Source organism: Parvularcula maris (assembly GCF_024505085.1).
Taxonomy (GTDB): Bacteria; Pseudomonadota; Alphaproteobacteria; order Caulobacterales; family Parvularculaceae; genus Parvularcula; species Parvularcula maris.
In genome coordinates, this window is record NZ_JANIBC010000002.1 from 274,528 (window position 1) to 295,076 (window position 20,549).

Annotated in this window: 17 protein-coding genes; 12 read left to right on the forward strand and 5 right to left on the reverse strand. The window is 63.8% G+C overall.

The window, feature by feature from the left end:
• Positions 1-35: 35 nt before the first annotated feature.
• Genes NOG11_RS04655 through NOG11_RS04675 form a run of 5 tightly spaced genes read left to right on the forward strand, consistent with a single transcriptional unit; the run spans position 36 to position 6,618 of the window.
• A complete protein-coding gene (locus NOG11_RS04655) occupies positions 36-2,345 on the forward strand; it encodes a glycosyltransferase family 4 protein (protein WP_256618519.1) in 2,310 nt (769 codons plus the stop codon).
• Entirely contained in the window at positions 2,342-3,640 is a 1,299-nt protein-coding gene (locus tag NOG11_RS04660; RefSeq protein ID WP_256618520.1) for a glycoside hydrolase family 130 protein, read from the forward strand. The genes NOG11_RS04655 and NOG11_RS04660 overlap by 4 nt, the downstream gene beginning before the upstream one ends.
• 31 nt (positions 3,641-3,671) lie before the next feature.
• Complete coding sequence (locus NOG11_RS04665; protein ID WP_256618729.1) at positions 3,672-4,763, forward strand: type III polyketide synthase; 1,092 nt, start codon at positions 3,672-3,674, stop codon at positions 4,761-4,763.
• 6 nt (positions 4,764-4,769) lie between these two features.
• Positions 4,770-5,513 (forward strand): methyltransferase domain-containing protein, encoded by a 744-nt coding sequence (locus tag NOG11_RS04670; RefSeq protein WP_256618521.1) that lies wholly within the window; start codon positions 4,770-4,772, stop codon positions 5,511-5,513.
• 1 nt (position 5,514) lies between these two features.
• Positions 5,515-6,618, forward strand: a complete 1,104-nt coding sequence (locus NOG11_RS04675; RefSeq protein WP_256618522.1) for an NAD(P)/FAD-dependent oxidoreductase — start codon at positions 5,515-5,517, stop codon at positions 6,616-6,618.
• On the opposite strand, the gene NOG11_RS04680 is transcribed toward NOG11_RS04675, so the two are convergent.
• Positions 6,607-8,526 carry a TonB-dependent receptor plug domain-containing protein gene (locus NOG11_RS04680; protein WP_256618523.1) on the reverse strand — a complete coding sequence of 640 codons (1,920 nt, stop codon included), beginning with the start codon at positions 8,524-8,526 and terminating at the stop codon, positions 6,607-6,609. The two genes, NOG11_RS04675 and NOG11_RS04680, sit on opposite strands and share 12 nt — an antisense overlap.
• The gene (locus tag NOG11_RS04685) at positions 8,486-11,746 is read right to left on the reverse strand and encodes a VPS10 domain-containing protein (RefSeq protein WP_256618524.1); all 3,261 of its coding nucleotides are present in this window, start codon (positions 11,744-11,746) and stop codon (positions 8,486-8,488) included. Before NOG11_RS04685 ends, NOG11_RS04680 begins: the two co-directional genes overlap by 41 nt.
• A gap of 125 nt (positions 11,747-11,871) precedes the next feature.
• Between NOG11_RS04685 and NOG11_RS04690 the strand changes: the two genes are divergently transcribed.
• The 5 genes from NOG11_RS04690 to NOG11_RS04710 all read left to right on the forward strand — a co-directional run bounded on the left by NOG11_RS04690 (position 11,872) and on the right by NOG11_RS04710 (position 15,693).
• The gene (locus tag NOG11_RS04690) at positions 11,872-12,396 is read left to right on the forward strand and encodes a PepSY domain-containing protein (RefSeq protein WP_256618525.1); all 525 of its coding nucleotides are present in this window, start codon (positions 11,872-11,874) and stop codon (positions 12,394-12,396) included.
• Positions 12,397-12,573: 177 nt separating this feature from the next.
• Positions 12,574-13,473 carry a phenylalanine 4-monooxygenase gene (phhA, locus tag NOG11_RS04695; RefSeq protein ID WP_370468230.1) on the forward strand — a complete coding sequence of 300 codons (900 nt, stop codon included), beginning with the start codon at positions 12,574-12,576 and terminating at the stop codon, positions 13,471-13,473.
• Positions 13,474-13,530: 57 nt separating this feature from the next.
• The gene (hppD, locus tag NOG11_RS04700) at positions 13,531-14,628 is read left to right on the forward strand and encodes a 4-hydroxyphenylpyruvate dioxygenase (RefSeq protein ID WP_256618527.1); all 1,098 of its coding nucleotides are present in this window, start codon (positions 13,531-13,533) and stop codon (positions 14,626-14,628) included.
• The gene (locus NOG11_RS04705; RefSeq protein WP_256618528.1) at positions 14,628-15,197 is read left to right on the forward strand and encodes a VOC family protein; all 570 of its coding nucleotides are present in this window, start codon (positions 14,628-14,630) and stop codon (positions 15,195-15,197) included. The genes hppD and NOG11_RS04705 overlap by 1 nt, the downstream gene beginning before the upstream one ends.
• 7 nt (positions 15,198-15,204) lie before the next feature.
• Positions 15,205-15,693, forward strand: a complete 489-nt coding sequence (locus NOG11_RS04710; RefSeq protein ID WP_256618529.1) for a MarR family winged helix-turn-helix transcriptional regulator — start codon at positions 15,205-15,207, stop codon at positions 15,691-15,693.
• On the opposite strand, the gene NOG11_RS04715 is transcribed toward NOG11_RS04710, so the two are convergent.
• The gene (locus NOG11_RS04715) at positions 15,690-16,379 is read right to left on the reverse strand and encodes a hypothetical protein (protein WP_256618530.1); all 690 of its coding nucleotides are present in this window, start codon (positions 16,377-16,379) and stop codon (positions 15,690-15,692) included. The genes NOG11_RS04710 and NOG11_RS04715 overlap by 4 nt on opposite strands.
• Before the next feature lie 197 nt (positions 16,380-16,576).
• Here NOG11_RS04715 and NOG11_RS04720 point away from each other — a divergent pair, with 197 nt between their 5' ends.
• On the forward strand, positions 16,577-17,635 hold the full coding sequence (locus tag NOG11_RS04720) for a sensor histidine kinase (protein WP_256618531.1): 1,059 nt from the start codon (positions 16,577-16,579) through the stop codon (positions 17,633-17,635).
• Positions 17,628-18,383 carry a LytR/AlgR family response regulator transcription factor gene (locus NOG11_RS04725; RefSeq protein WP_256618532.1) on the forward strand — a complete coding sequence of 252 codons (756 nt, stop codon included), beginning with the start codon at positions 17,628-17,630 and terminating at the stop codon, positions 18,381-18,383. Before NOG11_RS04720 ends, NOG11_RS04725 begins: the two co-directional genes overlap by 8 nt.
• Before the next feature lie 38 nt (positions 18,384-18,421).
• On the opposite strand, the gene hflC is transcribed toward NOG11_RS04725, so the two are convergent.
• A complete protein-coding gene (hflC, locus tag NOG11_RS04730; protein ID WP_256618533.1) occupies positions 18,422-19,318 on the reverse strand; it encodes a protease modulator HflC in 897 nt (298 codons plus the stop codon).
• Entirely contained in the window at positions 19,315-20,532 is a 1,218-nt protein-coding gene (gene hflK, locus NOG11_RS04735; RefSeq protein WP_256618534.1) for an FtsH protease activity modulator HflK, read from the reverse strand. Before hflK ends, hflC begins: the two co-directional genes overlap by 4 nt.
• Positions 20,533-20,549: the final 17 nt, after the last annotated feature.

The window sequence follows — 20,549 nt, forward strand, 5'->3', positions numbered from 1 at the left end:
ATCTAGTCATCACCCTGCCCCTCAAAAGGACCAAGATGAGCTTCACCCCCGCCACGAACCTGTCGGCAGCTTCGTCTGAGGCGCTCACGGTTGCCTATGTCAGCACCCTGCCGCCCCGGCAGTGTGGGTTGGCCACCTTCTGTACGGCTCTCGAAGACGCGGTCAGCCGTGCCGCCCGGTCCTACTCCGTGCCGGTCCCCGTTCTGGAGAGCAACCTCGCCCCCGATGGCCCCTCCATCGTCCGCGATGATGTCGACAGCTACATAAAGGCGGCTCAGCAGCTCAATCAGCTTCCCGTCGATATCGTCTGCATTCAGCATGAGTTCGGAATATTCGGCGGTGCGTCGGGTTCTCTTCTAGGCCGCTTCCTCTCGACGCTCGACAAACCCGTCATCAGTATACTCCATACGATACTTCCCGATCCGAGCGAGGATCAGCGGCGGGCCATGGACGCCGTAATCGCAGGCTCCGCCAAGCTCGTCACCATGTCGCAGAAAGGGCGGAGATTTCTGAAAGAAGTGTACGGCGTTCCGGAGGAAAAGATCGTGCTCATCGAGCACGGCTTCTACCGCCGGACCGCTACCGATCCGGAAGCGCAGAAGAAGCAAGTGGGCCTGGGCGGCAAGAAAGTGCTTCTCACCTTCGGCCTCGTTTCCGCTGGTAAGGGTATTGAAACCGCCATCTCCGCCCTGCCCGATATCGTCAAACTTCATCCGGACCTCGTCTACGTCATCGCTGGCGCCACCCACCCGGCGGTGCTGCGTGACGAGGGGGAACGCTATCGCGACAGCCTCGTCCAACTGGCGGAGGAGTTGGGCGTCGTAGAGCACCTCCACTTCGTCAACCGCTTCATGGAGGATGGTGAGCTACTCGACTGGCTCTCTCTCGCCGATGTCTACGTCACCCCCTACCCCAATCTTCGGCAGATCACATCGGGCACGCTGAGCTTCGCCTTCGGCAACGGCGTTCCCGTGGTCTCGACGCCCTACTGGCATGCCGAGGAACTCTTGGCGGACGGGCGCGGCTGCCTCGTCCCGCCGCATGATCCAGAAGCCATGGCGTCGGCGATCACGGGGCTGCTCTCCGATGACGAGAAGCGCCTCGCCATGGCCGATCGCGCCCGCGCTTATGCCGACGCTTTCACTTGGGAGGCGACCGGTCACCGCTATGCCGAACTGATGCAGAAAGTGTCGTCGGACTGGCGTAGCCGACGCAAGCTGCACTTCGTCGATTTCAGCCGCAACGCGCCTGCGGCCAGCATCGAGCTCCCCTTCGCTCATCTCTCCCGTCTCAACGACGGTGTCGGCATCGCTCAGCATGCGGTCCACAAGATCCCAGACCGCCGCCACGGCTACTGCACCGATGACTGCGCACGCATGCTGATGGTCGTAGCGCCCGCCACCGGGCGAAGCGAGACACCCCCCGCCGCGGCGCGCTCCGCCTATACTTGCGCCGCGTTTCTCGAGCATGCCTGGAACGAGGAGGAGGTGCGCTTCCGCAACTTCATGTCCTACGACCGCAACTGGCTCGATCAGGGCGGGTCGGACGACAGCAACGGGCGAGCGCTCTGGGCCTTGGGCCTCACCAGCGCCCGCGCCGGTGACGAGGGGCTGAGGGCATGGGCGGAGAACGCCTATCTTCGCGCCCGCCCCCTGAGGGAGAATCTTCAGTCGCCACGTAGCCTGGCCTTCGCCGTTCTGGCGGAACACGAGCGCCGCCGCGTCTACGGACCCGATGGGGACGATCCCTTCTTGCGTCTGGGTAAGCACCTGATGCACCAGCGCGGCGAGATAGCCGCCCGCCAGCCCGACTGGGTGTGGTTCGAAACGGCGCTCAGCTACGACAATGCACGCCTGCCCCAGGGTCTTCTTCTGGCAGCGGAAGTGATGAAACGAGAGGACTGGATGGAGGAAGGGCTCAAGACCCTCCGCTGGCTCTGCGAGCTTCAGTGGAAGGGCGACTTCTTCAACTTCATCGGTACCAGGAACTTCGGTCAGGACTACACGGCGTTCCACAAGATCGACGAGCAGCCCATCGAAGCCGCCGCCCTGGTCGACGCAGCCGTCGCCGCCTACCGGTTCTCTCGCGATGAGAGCTGGGCGGATATCGCCGAGCAGGCCTATGCCTGGTTCCTCGGCCAGAACCGGCTGCGGCTTCCCCTCGCCGATATGAGCGACGGCTCCTGTCTCGACGGCCTCCACGCGGAGCGAGGAAACCAGAACTGCGGGGCGGAGAGCACGCTTGCCCTCCACCAGGCGAGCCTGTCCATCAGGGACCTGCGCCGCCTCACCTTGAACGAACAGAGCGACCACCTCGAACAGGTGGCCGGGGGACAGACCATATGAAACTGATCGACGGAGCAAGGCTGCAGGATCTTTCGCTGCCGCCCGACCAGGAGGCTGTGCTGCTGCAGCCCTTCGGACCGGTCGTCATCCGCGCGCCCTATGTCTCGAACGAGAGCGGCAAGGTCCGCTCCGCCGCGGAACGCCTGCTCGCGCTGTCGGACGAAGAGTGCGAAGCGCTTCTCGCCAAGGTCCGTGATCAGTTCGGTCGTAGGCACCGCAACTTCGACCAGATCATCTGCGAGCGCTGGGACAAGGTTCGCTTCGCCCTTCTCGATGCGGACAAATACGACGAGACGCGCCGCTACCTGATCGGCGCGTTCTTCATGAGCGAGTACACCTTCAAATCGACCGCCTATTTCAACCCCTCCGTCGTTCGGCACCCGGACGATAAGGACGGCGACGAGATGAAGGTCATCCTCTCCGTCCGCGCCGTAGGCGAGGGGCATATCTCCTCGGTGGCTTTCCGCGAGGGCGTCATCAAGCCCGACGGCACCCTGGAGGTGGCAGAGCCCGATGGGGTCTACGAACGCGGCGAGCTCTCCGGCCTGCGCATGCGGGAGGGTTCGATGACCGAGTGCAAAATCGCAGACGTGAACTTTCTGCACGGCGGCCCACTCAGCTCACGTATCCTCTTTCCCCTCACCGCCGCCACCTCGAACGGTATCGAAGACCTTCGTCTGGTCGAGATGGACGACGGAAGCGGCTATTACGGCACCTATACCGCCTATGACGGGCGCCATATCGCCTCGCAGATGCTTCATACGGAGGACTTCGAGACCTTCTCGCTCTCCGACATGGAAGGCGATGCCGTCGGCAACAAGGGCATGGCGCTCTTCCCCTCCAAGATCGGCGGTCACTACGCCATGCTCGGCCGCCAGGACGCGGAGAAGGTCTGGCTTCTCTATTCCGACCAACTCGGCCACTGGTCAGGAGGCGAGGTGCTGCTCGAGCCTCGCTACGAGTGGGAGTTCATGCATATGGGCAATTGCGGCTCGCCCATGCGGACCGATGAGGGATGGCTCATCCTTACCCACGGCGTCGGCCCTGTCCGCGAGTACACGATCGGGGCCGCCCTTCTCGATCTCGACGATCCGTCCAAGGTGATCGGCCGGACTTCCGTCCCGCTGGTCGGGACGGACGACCAGGACCGCCATGGCTATGTCCCTAACGCGGTCTATAGCTGCGGTGGGATCGTCCACAACGATCGGCTCATTATGCCGTTCGGCCTCGCTGACTACGAAGTGAGATGCGTCGACGTCGGTGTCCGCGATCTGATCGACCAGATGGAAAACTAGGGCGGGACCTCAGGCCTCACTGCGCCCGGCGATTGCCAGCAGCGCGGCAACGCGCAACGCTAACGCTATGTCTGCCGCATATCTCAACGCCGTCGCCAGTGCGAACCCGCCCCACGAGGTCCACGGGCTGTTCAAGACCTTCGCGAGGCGTCAGATCACCGACCGCAGACGCGTGCTCCTCGACCGCATGCTGGAGAGGTCGGGGATCGAGGCACGCTACTCACCGCTCGAACCGCTTGAGACCGAAGCCAGCATGGATGCGGAGGACTTCTACCGTTACGGCAGCTTCCCGCCGACCAGTGCACGGATGGCCCTCTACGACCGGGAGGCCGCCCCCCTTGCGGAGAAAGCCGTCAGGGCCTTACGCGCCGATCTGGACGGCGTGACCCACCTTCTGGTCACCACCTGCACAGGCTTGTCCGCACCCGGCATCGACCTTCAGCTTACGGAGCGCCTAGGCTTGAATCCATCGGTTGAGCGGACCGTCATCGGGTTCATGGGATGCTACGCAGCCATCAACGCTCTTCGACTAGCGAGGCAGATCGTGCTGGCAGAACCGGACGCTAAGGTACTGTGCGTATCGGTCGAGCTCTGTACACTGCATCTTCACGAGACCGACGACCTCGAGAAAGTGCTCTCCTTCTCGATCTTCGGCGATGGTGCGGCAGCGGCCTTGGTGACTGCCGATCCTGAGGGCTTCCGCCTCGACAGTTTCAAGACCACGACCATGCCGGACGATCGTTCGCTCATCACCTGGCAGGTGGGGGACACCGGCTTCGACATGCACCTATCCGGGGAAACGCCCGCTGCCCTCCGCCGAGGTCTGCCGACGGCTATGCAGGCGCTCTCACAGGAAGGGACGGATGATATTGATCTGTGGGCGGTTCACCCAGGAGGAAAATCTATTCTCGACGCGGTTGAGAGCTCCTTGGAGTTGCAGCCGCACGCCCTCGAACCGTCGCGGGAGATCCTCCGCCGCTTCGGCAATATGTCGTCGGCTACGGTGCTCTTCGTCCTCGAACACATGTTGCAAAGCGAGCCCGAACCCGGAGCCAAAGGCATCACCATGGCGTTCGGCCCCGGCCTGACCGCCGAGACCATGCGCTTCACCGCTGCAGGTTGAGGTCTCATGCTGCCGCCAGCGCTCACCACGTCCTACGCTCAAAGGATCGAGCCCAGCGCGATGCCCGAACGGATGGACGGCGAGACATCCTTCGAACTGTTCGACGCCACACTAAAGAGCCTGGCTTCGGTCAACGTGGTGAGCCTTGGCTACCGCCCTATCACCGGTTTTCTCGCGCGGTATCTGAAGCTCCGTCCACCCACAGAAAAGCTGCATATCGTGGACATCGGCTCGGGTCACGGCGATGGGCTGCGCCGAGCCGCCGAGTTTTTGGATAAGCACGGCGTCGCCGCCACCCTCAGCGGCGTCGACATGAACCCGCATGCCGCCGCATCGGCGTCCAAGATCGAAACCCAATATACGCATGTCGACATCGAGTGGATCACCGCGGACGTCTTCGACTACATCGAGAATGCTCCGCCCCCTGACATCGTGATGAGTTCGTTGTTCTGTCATCACCTGGACAGCGACGACATCCCGCCGTTTCTGAGTTGGATGGACCGGACCGCCAAGAAAGGCTGGCTGATCAACGATCTCTACCGTAGCCGCCTAGCGTCTTGCGGCTTCTTCGCCCTGGCCCACCTCTCCCTCCGGCACCCGGTGGTCCGCCACGACGGGCCGGTCAGCTTCGCCCGCAGTTTCCGAAGGCCCGAATGGCAGCGTTTCCTATCGGAAGCTGGCGTGACCGACGCCCGCATCGGAATGGGAGCACCCTTCCGCCTGTGTATCGAGAAGATCCGTGCGCCCTGATATGATCATCATCGGCGGCGGGCTGGCTGGCGGCACCGCAGCCTGGCATCTCGCACGAGGCGGGGCAGCAGTCACCCTCATCGAGCGGACTACCGAGCCCCACGACAAGGTATGCGGTGAGTTTCTCTCCGGTGAGGCCCTCGGTGAGCTGCGCTCTATGGGTATCGAGCCTCGAGACCATGGTGCTGCTTCCCTGACGCGCGTCAGAACCGCTGCGCGTGGAGACGCCTCCGCCGCGCCGCTCCCGTTCGAAGCCGTGTCACTCAGTAGGCGTATTCTAGACGAGCTTGTCCTGCAGCGCGCCGCGGAGGCAGGAGCCGATATCCTCAGGGGGGTGACCGTGCGAGCGGCGACGCCTGACAGTGTTCTTCTTCGCGATGGGGACAGCATCCACGCACCCGCGGTGATCGTCGCTACGGGGAAGCACGATCTCAGCCAGCACAAGCGCCCACCCGGCCGCCATGACGGCATGGTCGGCATCAAGACCTACCTGGCCGTCCGTCCAAGCGTCATGGCCGATCTAAGGTCTACAGTAGACGTTGTTTTCTTCCCTGGTGGGTATATCGGTTTTCAAGAGGTGGAGGGTAGTCGGATCAACGCCTGCCTCGCCGCTGAGCAATGGGCTCTCAGCGAGGCTGGGGGAGACCCTACCGCGCTCCTTCGCCGGGTTGCGCAGCAGTCCGAGCACGCACATCGTATTTTCGCCGACTGTTCGTTTCTCCTCGAAAAGCCGCTTGCCGTAGGAAGAATACCTTACGGCCTGGTCCGCTCACGAACCGATGGTCTCTACTATATCGGCGACCAAGCCGCCGTCATCCCGTCCTTCTGCGGCGAGGGGATGGGTCTTGCCCTTCGCAGCGGCCGTCTGGTGGCCGAAGCCGTGCTCTCCGGCCGCTCGGCCACGGATTTTCAGTCCAGCTTCGCTCGCTTGGCGGGCAGGCGCGTCAAGGCTGCCGCGACCCTGTCCGCTATCCTGGCCAAACCCTCGGCGCAGCGCCTTGCGGCCGGGCTTGCGGGGGCTGCGCCCTTCCTCGTTACCGCTCTAGCAGCGGCGACGCGCACTCCCCCTACCCCGCAAGCGAGCGGCCACGTGCTAGCTCAGTGAGAGTCTCACCCCTCCCCGTATCACCCTGCCAGGTGCAGGCAGCCCGATCTGAGGCAGCACCAATGCGTCGAAGATGTTGTCTGCACGCAGATAGATCTCGGCGCCAGAACCAGGCCCCTCACCCAACCGGTAGCTGACCTCGGCATCCACGGTGGTGGCGGGCGGAAGAGGTACAGCGTCCCCCGCATCGTCGCGCGACCAGGCTCGTCCCCGGTGCTGAATGCGGACCAACCCACCTACCGAGTGCTCGGGTCTGTAGCTGAGCTGCCCGCGAAGCAGCACTTCAGGCCTCTCCTCAACGAACTCCCCTGCCTCTTGCGGCCTAAGGTCAAGAAAGGTTCCTGTCAGGTCGGCGGCCCATGCCGCTCCAGGACTCCAAGATAGAAGTCCCCCTACGCCCAACGTCCGTATGCCTCCTTCGTTGATCCTCATACGTTGCGAAGGGCTACCACGCACAGCTCGCTGACCGATCGTCCGATCCGACCACTCTGCAAAGGGGGTGAGAGATACCCGAAGCTGCCGCCCAGTCCGCACAACCCCAGCCTCGACCATGTACCGGCGTTCAGCTCGCAAGTCAGGATTGATGACGAAGCGGCCCAACGCCTCCCCGTAAAGCTCACGCTGACTGGGCAGTCTGCCGAGCTTCGCGGCTCCGGCGCTGAGCGTCCAGTTCGCACCCGCTTGATAGTTTAGGCTCGTCCGCAGGCTTACGACTTTCTGGTCCGGTGCCCTCTCTCGGTCACCAGAGCGGGTCGTCGTGAAACCCTCCCAGCGGACCGAGGCGTCACCGCTCCACCTCGCGCCACCCAAACCGGCGTCAGCCCAAACAGCTTGGGTTCGTCGTTCGAAGGTTTCCCTTCCATCCGAAACCAGGCGGACAGCATCTTCTCGCAACTCCCCGCCGACGGAAACCGAGGCCGCACCGAACCGGCGCGAACCGCTGCTCCGTATCCCGGTCGAGCGGCTGCGGTTCTCGCTGGTTTCAGCAAGCTCCGCATAGGTTTCATCCGTAAACGCTTCGATGGACCGCTGGCGGCTATGATGCCATGCCTGTCCGTCAAGCCGTGCGCCTGCAAGGAGACGGCTTCCGCCCATGCCGGCAACGATACGGTCGTCTTCGGGCACGCGCCAGTACCGCACCTGCGATATGTCCGGATTTATATGACCTTCGGGCGGCACCCCGTAACGCGCGAAGGAAGCCAGGACGAACCCGCTCGCGCTCCACTCCTTCCCGGCGACCGAGCCGAGGCCGAGAAGAGCGTTTCGCTCCAAGTCCGAGTTGGTGCGCCTCTCCCCTTCGTCCTGATAGAACGGAAGGTCGGCATCTGCAGATAGCGGAAACGAGTTCCTCGAAAGTCGTGAGAGCGCCAAGGCCCCGTTGCGGCGACCGAGCACGAGCTCTCCCGCCCGGTACCCTCTGGTTCCGCCCTCCGCCTCGACCAGCAAAGCTTCGGACGGTTGGCTCAATGTCAGCTCCACCGACGAGGCGCTGCCGATCGCCGCATGCCCTCTGGGATAAGATGCCGCGCTGCTTATCAGGGCGGCAGGCAGAGGCGCGAAATCGACCCTGCCGTCCCAAGGGTCGTTCAGGGGAACGCCGTTGAGCGTAACACTCGTCTCCCGCTCACTTCTCCCGCGGATGCTGGCAACCGCCTCGCCGCGGGAGTTGACGGAGATACTGGTCTGAGGCAGCGCCTCCACGATGGCCTTCAGGCTTCGGGGCCTGAGGGCCTGAACGTCCTCTCCGTCGAGCAGGAGGACAGGCGCGTGAGCCAGCTTCTCGCCGCGCACGACCATCAGATCGTCAGGCGTTTCCGCCGCCAGCACCGCCCCCTGGAGGAGCAGTGCCGAAACGGCGCAGGCAGACTTACTCAGACGGAAGGTCCGCACCGGACGTCCACGGCGCACCGGCTTCCTCTAGCGCGTCCTCCATCGCCGGAATGGCTTCGGAACGAAGTTCACGCAGCTCGGCGATCACGTCGCGTAGACCTTCCTCGGCCCATTCGATGGACTGAACATGCTGCGGGGTTGGACCGTAGGTCGAGTCCCTCACGCCGCTGACAGTGTAGGACAGCCGGTCGAACACAGTGGCCTGCTGCTGCTGGCCGATCGCGTTCTTCGCTTCATTGCCGTAGAGCTCCTCCGAAAGCTTAGCTGTCCGTGAGCGGAGGTCCGAGAGATCGTCCATCAGCTCTTCGGGTGCAGAGGAGCGGCGAATGGCGGTCGCCATCATGCCGAGCTTCTCCTCCATCTCCTCATGCACGTTCTGGGCTGCGGAGAGGCGCATCTGCAGCTTCTCGATCCGCCCCCAGAAGGCTGCGACCTCCTCCGGCGATGCTCCTTCAAGAGCACCCTCGCGCATACGAACGACCTCGAACTCCTGCGGTCCAACCAGCTCTTCGGTCTCGCCCCGGTGGCGCTTGGACAGGGACACGGTGTAGGTGCCAGGAGACACCATCCAGCCGCTGTCGCGCTCGGCACTTGCAGAGGCCGACGTGACGGCCCTCGGATTGGGCTTGGTCAGGTCCCAGGCCATACGGTGGAGGCCTTTCTTCGCGGCTCCTTCCAAACGGCGAACGACGGAGCCTTTCTCGTCGCGGACGGTGAGGATGACCTTGGGCTTCTCCTCGTTCATCTCTTCCGTAAGCTGCTCGAAGCTTGGCATGGCCGTGCTTTCCTGATCTTTCTCCGCCTCCTGACGCTCCTCCTCCATCGTCTTGAGGTCGTCGCGCAGATAGTAGGTGAAGACCGCGCCGAAGGGCGGGTTGTCGGCGGTGAAGTAGCCGTCGCCCTGGCTCGCCTTGCCTTCGTCGCCCAGCGGCTGCTCCTCGATATACCAGAGCGCATCACGGCCGGGCCAGAGCATGGCTTCCTGCTCGAGGCTCTCCGGGTCGATATCGCGCAGGGGCGAGATATCGTCGAGGACGTAGAAGCCGCGACCGAAGGAGGCTGCGACCAGATCGTCCTCGCGCCGCTGAATGGTGATGTCGCGCAGGCTGATGGTCGGAAGACCCGTGGACAGCTCCGTCCATTTCTCCCCACCGTCGACGGTCACGAAGGCGCCGAACTCGGTGGCGGCGAAGAGGAGGTCTTCGTCCTCGTGGTCCTGGACGATGCGCCAGACCAGATGCTCTTCGGGCAGATCGCCCGCCAGGCTCTGCCACGTTTCGCCGCGATCCTCCGACTTCAGAAGGTAGGGCGCGTAGTCGCCGTATTTGTGGTTGTCGAGCGCCACATAGACCGTGTCTTCGTCATGCAGGTCGGCGCGGATATCGTTGACGAAGGCCGTCTCCGGCACGCCAGGCAGGGCGCCCACCTCGACGCGACGCCAGTTCTCGCCGCCATCCTCGGTGATCTGAATGATGCCGTCATCGGTACCGATATAGAGAAGGTCCTCGTCCATTGGGCTTTCGCCGAAGGAGGTGATCGTGTTGTAGTTGGACATGGCGTAGAGGTCCCAGCCCGCGTCCCATGACCACTGACGATCCATCACCGGCAGCTCGACCCGGCGCTCGTCGCGGGTCAGGTCACCTGAGATCGCCGTCCAGCTATCACCGCGATCGTCCGAACGCCACACGCGCTGCGAGGAGAAGTAGAGCCTCGTCGGCTCGTGCTGGCTGACGAAGATCGGCGCGTCCCAGTTGAAGCGCTCATAGGGCTCGCCCGGCTTGGCGTGGGGCTTCACATAGACCCGCTCGCCGGTGGTTCGGTCGACCCGCATCAGGTTCCCCTGCTGCCACTGGGCGTAGACGATATCGGGGTTGCCGGGCTCGGTCGCGGACTGGTGGCCGTCGCCGCCCAGCGTGATGAACCAGTCGGCATTGCGGATGCCGTTCACATTGGCGGTCCTGGAAGGTCCGCCTTGGGAGTTGTTGTCCTGGGTCCCTCCGTAGACGTTGTAGAACGGCTCGGCATCGTCGACCGCCACTTTATAGAACTGCGTGATCGGCAGATTGTCGATGAAGCGCCATGTCTCGCGCCCGTCATAGCTCTCATAGATGCCGCCATCCGAACCGAACAGCACGTAGTCCGGATCGTCGGGACGGAAGGCCAGCGCGTGGTCGTCGACGTGCTTGGTCGAGTTGTTGATATACTCAAAGGTCTTGCCGTGGTCGTTCGACACCTGGGTATAGTTCGACAGGAGGTAGATCTGCCCCTCCTTGTGCGGATTGGCGTAGAGCTCCTGGTAGTAGTGCGGGCCGGTGCCGCCGGAGACGGCGTCGGACTGCTTCGTCCACGAAGCGCCGCGGTCGTTCGACATATAGACCCCGCCCTCGCGGCGGTCGAGCTCGATCGCCGCATAGACGATGTCCGGGTTCTGGGGAGAGAGGGCCAGACCGATCTTGCCCATATTGCCGCTCGGCAGGCCAGAGGTGAGCTCTGTCCAGGTCTTGCCGCCGTCCTCGGACACATGGATGCCGCTCTCCGGCCCGGTGCCGACATAGTTCGCCACGGTCCGGTGGTGCTGCCATGTCGCCGCATAAAGACGATCAGGGTCGCGCGGGTCCATGATGAGGTCGGTCACGCCGGTGAAGTCTCCGGCGCTCAGCGTGTTCTCCCAGGTCTCGCCGCCATCCTCGGAACGGTAGAAGCCGCGCTCGCCGCCGCCGGACCAGAGAGGTCCCTGGCTCGCCACGTAGAGGACGTCCGGGTCCTCGGGATGCACGATGATCTTGGAGATGTGCTCGGAATCCTCGAGGCCGAGATGCTCCCAGGACTGACCGCCATCCCTCGAGCGGTAGACGCCGTCACCCCAGGAGATGTGGCGCCCGCCGTGGTTCTCGCCGGTGCCCACATAGATGACGTCTTCGTTGTGGGGGCTGAGCGCGATCTCGCCGATGGCGTAGACGTCCTGCCCGTCGAAGAGGGGCTTCCAGGTGGTACCGGCGTTCTCGGTCTTCCAGACGCCGCCGGAGCCCACGCCCACATACCAGGTCGCGGGGTCGGAGGGGACGATCTCGATATCGGCGATCCTACCGCTCATCAGCGCCGGGCCGATGGAGCGCCATTTCATGCCTGAAATCACCTCGGAGGGAATGACGGCCTCGCTGTCCTTATGGTCGTCGGCGAACGCCTGTCCCAGCGCAGCAAGCCCTGCGCAGCCGAGCAGCAGTCCCTTGATACCCATATCTCGTCCCTTACCCATCATGTTTCCCATTCGATCCTTATCAGCTAACGATAAAGAATGTGACAGTGTTGGCCAGTAGGGTAAGCAGTCGCATCCCTTCCCCGCCATTGGGAGCAGTCCGCCGCGTGAAGGCACAGAAGCTACTTCGTCAGATTCACCGCTGGGCCTCGCCGCTCATCATGCTGCCGCTCGGCCTTGTGATCGCCACCGGCATCCTGCTGATGCTCAAGAAGGACATCGACTGGATTCAGCCCCCCACCGCACGCGGGCAGGTGGCGGACCAGATACCGACGCAGAGCTTCGAGGCCCTGTTCGCCGCGGCCTCGGGCGTGCCGCAGCTCGAGCTCTCCGGCTGGGGCAGCCTCGACCGGGTGGACGTCAAGCCGGACAAGGGCGTGGTGAAGTTCGTCGCCGCCAACGGCTGGGAGGCACAGGTAGACACCGCCACCGCCGAGGTGGTGCAGGTCGCCTATCGCCGCTCGGACCTGATCGAGAGCCTCCATGACGGCTCGTTCTTCGCCGGATGGACGAAGAAGTGGGTCTTCCTGCCCTCCGGGGTGGTGCTGTTGGTTCTCTGGGGGACGGGCATCTACCTCTTCTTCCTGCCCCATTGGAAGCGCCGCCAGAAGCGACTCGCCAGACGAAGCTAGGCTTTGCCTGAGATCGAGAAAGCGTAGGCGCTCCCTGGTCTGTAGAGGAACCAGGGGGTGGGAAACAGTCGTGATCGCAACCCCCTTGCGCGCACCCATCCAATGAATTAGTTGCACAAACAACTATCGGTGCACGGCCACGAGCCTTGCCCGAACGAGAGGAGCGGTTCCATGGAGATGCCTACCGGCGAGAGCCCTGCCTTCCATAGGGCCAGCCAGGCCCCGGCGGATGACTACACTATCCCCCAGGACTGGGAGAGCTACACGGCGGAGGAGCACGGCACCTGGGATACGCTCTACAAGCGTCTGATGAAGGTGCTGCCGGGCCGGGCTGACCAGGCGTTCATCGACGGCCTCAAGGCTCTCGACCTGGGCCGCGGCGGCATTCCCCATTTCGAGCGCATGTCCGACGAGCTTGAAACCCTCACCGGCTGGCGCGTCGTCGCCGTACCGGGCCTGGTGCCGGATGAGGTCTTCTTCGACCACCTTGCCAACCGGCGCTTCCCGGCGGGCAACTTCATCAGGAAGCCGGACCAGCTAGACTATATCCAAGAGCCCGATGTCTTTCACGACGTCTTCGGCCATGTGCCGATGCTCACCAACCCGGTATTCGCCGACTATATCCAGGCCTACGGCCAGGGTGGCCTGAAGAGCCTGAACTCGGGCTGTCTGAAGAACCTCGCCGCGCTCTACTGGTACACGGTGGAGTTCGGCCTGATCGAGGGCGAGGACGGCCTGCGCATCTACGGCGCGGGCATCGTCTCCTCCCCCGCCGAGAGCGTCTTCAGCTTGGAGGACCCCTCCCCCAACCGTCTCGGTTTCGACGTGCCGCGCCTCATGCGCACGGACTACCGGATCGACGACTTCCAGCAGACCTACTTCGTCATCAAAAGCTACGAAGACCTCCTGGAGCGCACCCAGCGTACGGAGTTCTCTCCCCTCTACGACAAGCTGCACGAGGAGGGCTGCGCGGGCAGCTACCGCCACACCCCGGCCGACGTGCTGGAGAGCGATAAGGTCTACACAAGCGGCACCCAGGCCTATGCAGACAAGGGCGGGCGCTTCGCCGAGAAGTAGTCCGCCCACCACATCATCTTTCGAGGCCGCCGCCTCACCCTCTTTCTGGAGACAATCATGGCTGATCTGTTCGAAAACCCCGCAGGCCTCGACGGCTTCGAATTCCTGGAGTTCTGCGCCCCCGAGAAAGGGCTGCTCGAACCCATCTTCGAGCGCATGGGCTTCACTAAGGTTGCCCGTCACCGCTCCAAGGATGTCGAGCTCTGGCGCCAGGGCGGCATCAACCTCCTTACCAACTACGAGAAGGGCACCCCCGCCTGGCACTTCGCGCAGGAGCACGGACCTTCCGCCTGCGGCATGGCCTTCCGCTGCCGCGACGCCGCCAAGGCTTATGACCATGTCATCAGCCAGGGCGCCGAGGCTGTGACCGTGCCCGTCGGCCCGATGGAGCTGCGCATCCCTGCCATCCGCGGTATCGGCGGCGCGCTGGTCTACCTCGTGGACCGGTATGAGGGTTCGGAGCGTGCTTCCAACCTCTCCATCTACGACATCGACTTTGAGTGGCTCACGGACGATCGTAACCCGGTGGGCGCAGGCTTCGAGGTGATCGACCACCTTACCCACAATGTCTATCAGGGCCGCATGGATCACTGGGCGGACTGGTATGGCCGTCTGTTCAACTTCCGTGAGATTCGCTTCTTCGACATCAAGGGCGAGTATACGGGCCTGACCTCCCGTGCACTGACGGCTCCTGACGGCAAGATCCGCATCCCCCTCAACCAGGAGGGCGAGAACGGCAAGGGCCAGATCGAGGAGTTCCTGGTCGCCATGAAGGGCGAGGGCATTCAGCACATCGCACTGAGCTCGCAGAACCTCCTCGAGAGCTGGGACATCCTCAAATCCAAGGGCCAGCCCTTCATGACCGCCCCGCCCGCCACCTATTACGAGATGCTAGACGAGCGTCTTCCAGGCCACGGCGAGCCCGTCGAAGAGCTGCAGAAGCGCGGCATTCTGCTCGACGGCTCGACCGAGAACGACGACCCCCGCCTTCTCCTGCAGATCTTCTCCGAGACCATGATCGGCCCCGCCTTCTTCGAGTTCATCCAGCGCAAGAAGGATGAGGGTTTCGGCGAGGGCAACTTCAAGGCGCTCTTCGAGTCGATTGAGCGCGATCAGCTCGCCCGCGGTGTGCTGAAACAGAAGGAAGACGCCTGATGGCCGATCTCGACCAGGTGGCGAAGGCTCCGGCCCTCAACGGTATCCACCACGTGGCCTACCGTTGCCGCGATGCGAAAGAGACGGTGAATTTCTACCGCCGCGTCCTCGGCATGGGCTTCCAGCTCGCCATCGCCGAGGACGAGGTCCCCTCCACCGGCGAGCCCGACCCCTATATGCATGTCTTCCTCGACGCAGGGCGAGGCAATGTCCTCGCTTTCTTCGAGCTTCCCACCAAGGAGGCGATGGGCCGCGACGAGAAGACACCCCTCTGGGTGCAGCACATTGCGTTCGATGTTCCGACCATGGACGATCTGATGGCCGCCAAATCCCGCGCCGAGGCCGAGGGGCTGGAAGTGCTCGGCCCTACCAATCACGGCATCTTCAAGTCGATCTACTTCTTCGATCCCAACGGTCATCGGGTCGAGCTCGCCTGCCAGACCGGCACCGCCGAAGAGATGAAGAAGCTCAAGGATGTCGCCGACATCATGCTCGACGAGTGGGCCGAGACGAAGAAGGCCCCTCGCCACGCAGCCTGGCTGCATGAGAAGGCACGCGACGAGCACTGACCTTTCCGTGAGCGAGACCCTGAGCCATCCTACCGAGGAAGAGGAGGTCCTGGATCTCTTCAGCCTCTCGCGCTTTCTCCCCTACCGCATCGTCGCGCTGGGCCAAGCCATGGGGCAGGGCTTGGCAGCGGAGTATGCGGAAGAGTTCGGCCTCTCCATTGCCGAATGGCGCACCCTTGCGGTGATCGGTCAGTACCGTGAAGCCTTGGCATCCCAAGTGGTTGCGGAAACGCCTATGGACAAAGCCACTATCAGCCGGGCGGTGAGCAGCCTGGCGGATCGGGGACTCGTCCTCCGTGCTCCGCATCAAGGCGATCGGCGCGCCTCGCTTCTCCGTCTGACGGCCGAGGGAGAGCGCACCTTTCGAAGCGTGGCAGGGCGCGCCCTGGCCTATGAGCGCTCGCTTCTTTCTGCCCTGACGGATGAAGAGCAGCGCGCCTTGAACGCGCTGCTCGACAAGCTGTCCTCCGCCTCCGGGCAGGCCGATAGAACTTAAGCCCGCTTGCGGCGAAGGAAGGCCGCTGCCGCTAGCCCCGCTGCGATCCCGACGCCCGGAACCGGCACCTCCGCCGTGTCCAGGGTATCGAAGGTGACCGACCAGTCCGTGAACGAACCGATATTGTCGTCGTTGAAGTAGTCGTAGACGAACAGGCTCAGGTTGACTGATCCTGTGGCCGAGCCGATCAGCTCGGCGAAGCTCGTCACCCCCTCCATTCCCAGAAAATCCGTGAAGTAGCTGTTGGCGATGTAGTCGTAACGGTCCGTAGGCCGGTAGGTACCGCTGACCAGGTTTTCGAGCGGCACCTCCTCGCTGGCATTCTCGTCGAAGGTGAGATCGACATTCGTCACCGCCACTGGCGAGAAATCGAAAGAGTTGCCGGAGCGCAGCACGATCCCCCTCTCCAGGCTTGCGAAATTTCCGCCTGCAGGACCGATGGCCAGCACCCAGTCAACATCCCTCCAGCTATCGTGGGTCAGGCCTTCGATGCTCACAGTGAGGTTCGTGATCGTCTCAATGTCGTCGACGGTGATCGAAGGCAAGAACGGAGACGCGTAGCCGAAATCATCGCCGCTACCCAGAGGGTCGACAACAACGGGCGAACCGTAGTTGATGGTGGTCGATGCGTGGGCCGCGCCCAGCATGGTGAAGCTGGCTGCCAGTGCGAGAACAGTCGTTTTCATGGTTCGTCTTCCCCTTTTTACGGAACAAGCACCAAGCCTGCCTCCATCCCGTCCGTGTCGGGAGTAGCCTTGCGACCGGACCCCGCCTCGGCGAGACTGAAGCTAGAGGTAGCGACGAAGAGCCGAAGAGGTGCGACGAAACCGGTAGCGTCCCGCAAGGGTTCGGGTCACACTTCACGGCTCGCACTGGATGGTACATGCTGAACTGGAAGCACTCCTGGATCCTCCTGGCGATCAGCGCCGGGAGCTGGTCGCTCTTCTACGCGTTCTACACCGGGCTGACCCTCTTCGAAGGCAACGTACCTCCTGATCTCGCCCAGCGCGGGCTCGTCTACACGGTCAGCGCCGCTCTCACCTTCTTCGCCAGTCTACGCCTGACGGGGTCGGCACCCAGGCGGAAGAGACTGGCCTGGCTGCCTATCAGCGCGCTGACGCTCGGCATCTGCCTGCTTCACGGCCTGTTGGGCGGCGCCGTTTACAAGCTTTTCCCTCCCACACGGGCTTGGGAGGGCTACCCCTTCGCCGCCCTCATAGGGGCGGGGGTGCTCTACGGCAGTCCTATCGTTCTGTGTACGATGCTGGGCGCCGGCACCGTGCATCTGGTCGACCGGCTGGGAACGCTGAAGCGCCTCACTCTGGAGAAGGACCTCGCCGCCCAGCGCGCGCAGCTCGAGAACCTGAGAGGCCAACTCCACCCCCATTTCCTCTTCAACACCCTCAACTCGGTCGCAGCCCTCATCACCGCCGGGCGCAATGACGATGGGGAGGTCATGGTGCTGCGCCTGGCCGCCCTCCTCCGCCGTTCACTCGATATGGACATCGCCGCGGTCATTCCGTTTCAGGAAGAAGTCGAGGCCGCCCTCGAATATATGGAGATCGAGAAGGTGCGCTTCGAGGACCGGATGCGGGTAGAGGTGCATATCCCGCCGGAAGCTAAGGACGTTCCCGTCCTTCCCTTCCTCCTCCAACCTGTTCTCGAAAACGCCGTGAAGCATGCCGTTTCGAAGGTTCAGGACATGGTGACGATCACCCTGAGGGCCGAGGTCAGGGAAGATCGCCTCATCGTCGAGGTAGCCAATGACGGCCCGCCTCTTCAACCGGCCGGCAGCCCCCGCCGCGGCATAGGCCTCGAGAACGTCCGTAAGCGGCTCGAAGTCGCCTACCGGGAGAAGACGAACCTCTCGATTGCCAACCGGCCCGGCAGCGGCGTTGTCACCACCATTACCCTTCCTTCGAGAGGTCCCGACCATGCGTAGAGTTCTTGTCGTCGACGACGAAAGCCTAGCCAGGCAGCGCCTGAGCCACCTCGTCGGACGCGTCGACGGCTTCGTCCTCTGCGGCGAAGCCCGAAACAGCGAGGAAGCTCTCCGCCTACAGCAGAAGGAGGGGGCGGACATCCTCCTTCTCGACATCGAGATGCCTGGCGGGAGCGGCCTGAACCTCGCCTACCGTCTTTCCACGGAAGAAGCGCCTCCAGAGCTCGTCTTCGTCACGGCCTTTGCGGAGTACGCCGTCGACGCCTTCGAGCGCGGCGCCATCGACTACGTCCTTAAACCCGTCCGTCTGGACCGTCTTTCCGAGGCGCTGAACCGTGCCGACAAGCAGCTTGCGCTCCGCACGGCCGAAGAGAGGGCCGCACGCCTGCAGGAGGCGCTGACCGCCTTTAAGGGAGAGGGGGAGCCCGAGGACCTCTGGATCAAGAACGGCGGATCGGAGATGCGCCTCAGCCGCTCCGACATCCGCTACGCCTCGTCGGACCGCGACTACGTCTACATCGTCGCCCAGAGCGGCAGCTACCATATCCGCTCCACCATGACCGGGCTCGCAAAGAAGCTTGGCGACGCCTCGTTCCTCCGTATTCACCGCTCCCATGTGGTTCGAAAGGAGGAGATCAGGGGGTTCTCGAGGGTCGCGCCCGACCGCTTCGAGGTCGAGCTCAACAATGGCGACGCGCTGCCCGTCGGGGCCAGCTACGTCTCGAAGGTCAGAGAGCTGATCGGTTAGAGCTGCAGGCAGCGCGTCGAAGCGCTGCCTGCTTAGTTTTAGCGGCCTTCCTGATCGTTGAAGTAGCGGAAGAACTCCGAGTCCGGGGACAGGATGATCGTCGTCTGACCATCCTGAAGCGCCTGCTCATAGGCCGTCAGCGACCGGTAGAAGGCGAAGAACTCCGGGTCCCTCGTATAGGCCTGGTTGTAGATCGCGTTGCGCTGGCCGTCGGCGGCGCCCCTGATACGTTGCGATTCCTCGCGGGCGGCGGCGGTGATCTGCACCACCTCCTTCTCGGCGGAGGCGGTGATCTCACGCGCCTGACGCTCGCCCTCGGCCCTGATGCTTTCGGCCTGCTGGTTGTAGTCCGAGATCATCCGCTCATAGACGTTCTCGGCGTTCTCCTGGGGGAAGTCCGCCTGGCGGATACGCACGTCGATGATCCGTACGCCAAGCGCCCTCGCCTCCTCGGAGACGGCGGCCTGGATGGCGGCCATCAGCTCGCCGCGGCGCTCGGTGATGATGTCGCGGATCTGCACCTCGCCGAGCACCTGGCGAACCGCCTCGCCCAAGACCGCGCCGATCCTGGTGTCGAACCGCTCCCGGATCTCGAGCGCGTTGGTGGAGACGCCTGAGAGACGCTGGAAGTAGAGAAGCGGATCGGCGATCTCGTAGCGCACGAAGGCGTCGACCAGGAGCCGCTCCTCATTGGCAACAATCACCTCAACGGGGGCAGCGTCGAAGTTCAGGTTCTTGGCGCTGAAGCGGACGACGTTCTGGACCACGGGGGTCTTGAAGTGAAGGCCGGCGTCCTCCGACGGGATGGTCTTAACCGGGTCACCGAACTGCAGGACGATGGCCTGCTCGTCCTCCTTGACGGTGAACAGCGCGCTCGAGGCGATGATCAGCCCGACGATAACGAAGGCGAGGACGGCGTAGCTGAGGTTCTTCATTCCTGGCCTCCGGGCTGGCGCTGCTGCGGCTGGGACGAGCCCGACGTGCGCCGCGGTCTGTTCTGCTGCGCCTCGCGGGCGAGCTCGTTGAGGTTGAGATAGGGCAGCGTGCCGCCCGCATCGTCGTCGATGACCACCTTGTTCATGTCGCCCAGGACCCGCTCCATGGTCTCAAGATACATGCGCTGGCGGGTCACCTCGGGGGCCTTGGCGTACTCGTCATAGATGGCGTTGAAGCGGGCCGCGTCACCATTGGCCTCGGCCACCACGCGGGCGGCATAGGCTTCGGCGTCGAGGACGATCTGGCGCGCCTCACCCTGCGCCACGGGGATCTGCCGGTTGGCGATCCCTTGCGCCACGTTGACCTGGCGCTCGGCTTGGGAGTTGGCGTCGATCACGTCGCGCTGGGCAGGGACCACGCGCTCGGGCGGGCTGGCCGTGCCGAAGTTCACGCGGATGATGTTGACGCCGCTATCATAGCTGTCGAGCGTGTTCTGAAGGATCTCCGCCGTACGCTGATTGACCAGCGCCCTGCCGCGGGAGACGATGGGCTCGAACTCGTTCGCGCCGACCACTTCGCGCAGCGCCGCCTCCGCAGCGGCCCGCACCGTGACCGAGGGCTCCTCGATATTGAAGAGATACTTTGCCGCGTTGGGCAGGGTCTCGTCACCGCCGTCCCAGGTCTCGTCGGGTTTGACCTCGTAGTTCACCGTCATGTTCACATCGACGATGTTGAGGTCCGAGGTCAGCATGGAGACGCGGCTGGAATTGCCGCCGATGCGCACCTCGCGGTCCGCCACCACGTCCACCTTCTCGGCATTCTGGATGGGCCAGGGCACGTGCCAGTTGAGGCCGGGTCCGGTCAGACCGGTGAAGTTGCCGAAGGTGGTCACCACCCCCCGCTCGCCGGGCTTCACCTGGTAGATGCCGGAGAAGAGCCACAGGGCGATGATGCCTGCGATCACCAGACCGAAGACGGGACCAGAAGGCGCGGTGACGCCGCCGCCCCCTCCCGCGCCGCCGCCGCGGCCGCGGCCGAAACGCTCGCGTCCCGAGCGCAGCAGCTCTTCGAGATCGGGGCTCGTCGGTCCGCGGCGTGGGCCGTTTCCGCCCCCTCCGCCGCCGCCATTGTTGCCGCCGCCATTGTTTCCGTTAGGTCGGCCCCAAGGGCCGGGGTTGTTGGGTCCGCCTGAGGGCTTATCAGTCCAGGGCATCAGTCCGCCGTTCTGGG

Bases quoted from the DNA above. Each gene is read 5' to 3' on its own strand.
- NOG11_RS04725 (WP_256618532.1), top strand. From the start codon at position 17,628: ATGCGTAGAGTTCTTGTCGTCGACGACGAAAGCCTAGCCAGGCAGCGC.
- NOG11_RS04675 (WP_256618522.1), top strand. From the start codon at position 5,515: ATGATCATCATCGGCGGCGGGCTGGCTGGCGGCACCGCAGCCTGGCAT.
- hflK (WP_256618534.1), bottom strand. From the start codon at position 20,532: ATGCCCTGGACTGATAAGCCCTCAGGCGGACCCAACAACCCCGGCCCT.
- NOG11_RS04670 (WP_256618521.1), top strand. From the start codon at position 4,770: ATGCTGCCGCCAGCGCTCACCACGTCCTACGCTCAAAGGATCGAGCCC.
- NOG11_RS04660 (WP_256618520.1), top strand. From the start codon at position 2,342: ATGAAACTGATCGACGGAGCAAGGCTGCAGGATCTTTCGCTGCCGCCC.
- NOG11_RS04685 (WP_256618524.1), bottom strand. From the start codon at position 11,746: ATGGGTATCAAGGGACTGCTGCTCGGCTGCGCAGGGCTTGCTGCGCTG.
- NOG11_RS04655 (WP_256618519.1), top strand. From the start codon at position 36: ATGAGCTTCACCCCCGCCACGAACCTGTCGGCAGCTTCGTCTGAGGCG.
- NOG11_RS04720 (WP_256618531.1), top strand. From the start codon at position 16,577: ATGCTGAACTGGAAGCACTCCTGGATCCTCCTGGCGATCAGCGCCGGG.
- hflC (WP_256618533.1), bottom strand. From the start codon at position 19,318: ATGAAGAACCTCAGCTACGCCGTCCTCGCCTTCGTTATCGTCGGGCTG.
- NOG11_RS04715 (WP_256618530.1), bottom strand. From the start codon at position 16,379: ATGAAAACGACTGTTCTCGCACTGGCAGCCAGCTTCACCATGCTGGGC.
- hppD (WP_256618527.1), top strand. From the start codon at position 13,531: ATGGCTGATCTGTTCGAAAACCCCGCAGGCCTCGACGGCTTCGAATTC.
- NOG11_RS04705 (WP_256618528.1), top strand. From the start codon at position 14,628: ATGGCCGATCTCGACCAGGTGGCGAAGGCTCCGGCCCTCAACGGTATC.
- phhA (WP_370468230.1), top strand. From the start codon at position 12,574: ATGCCTACCGGCGAGAGCCCTGCCTTCCATAGGGCCAGCCAGGCCCCG.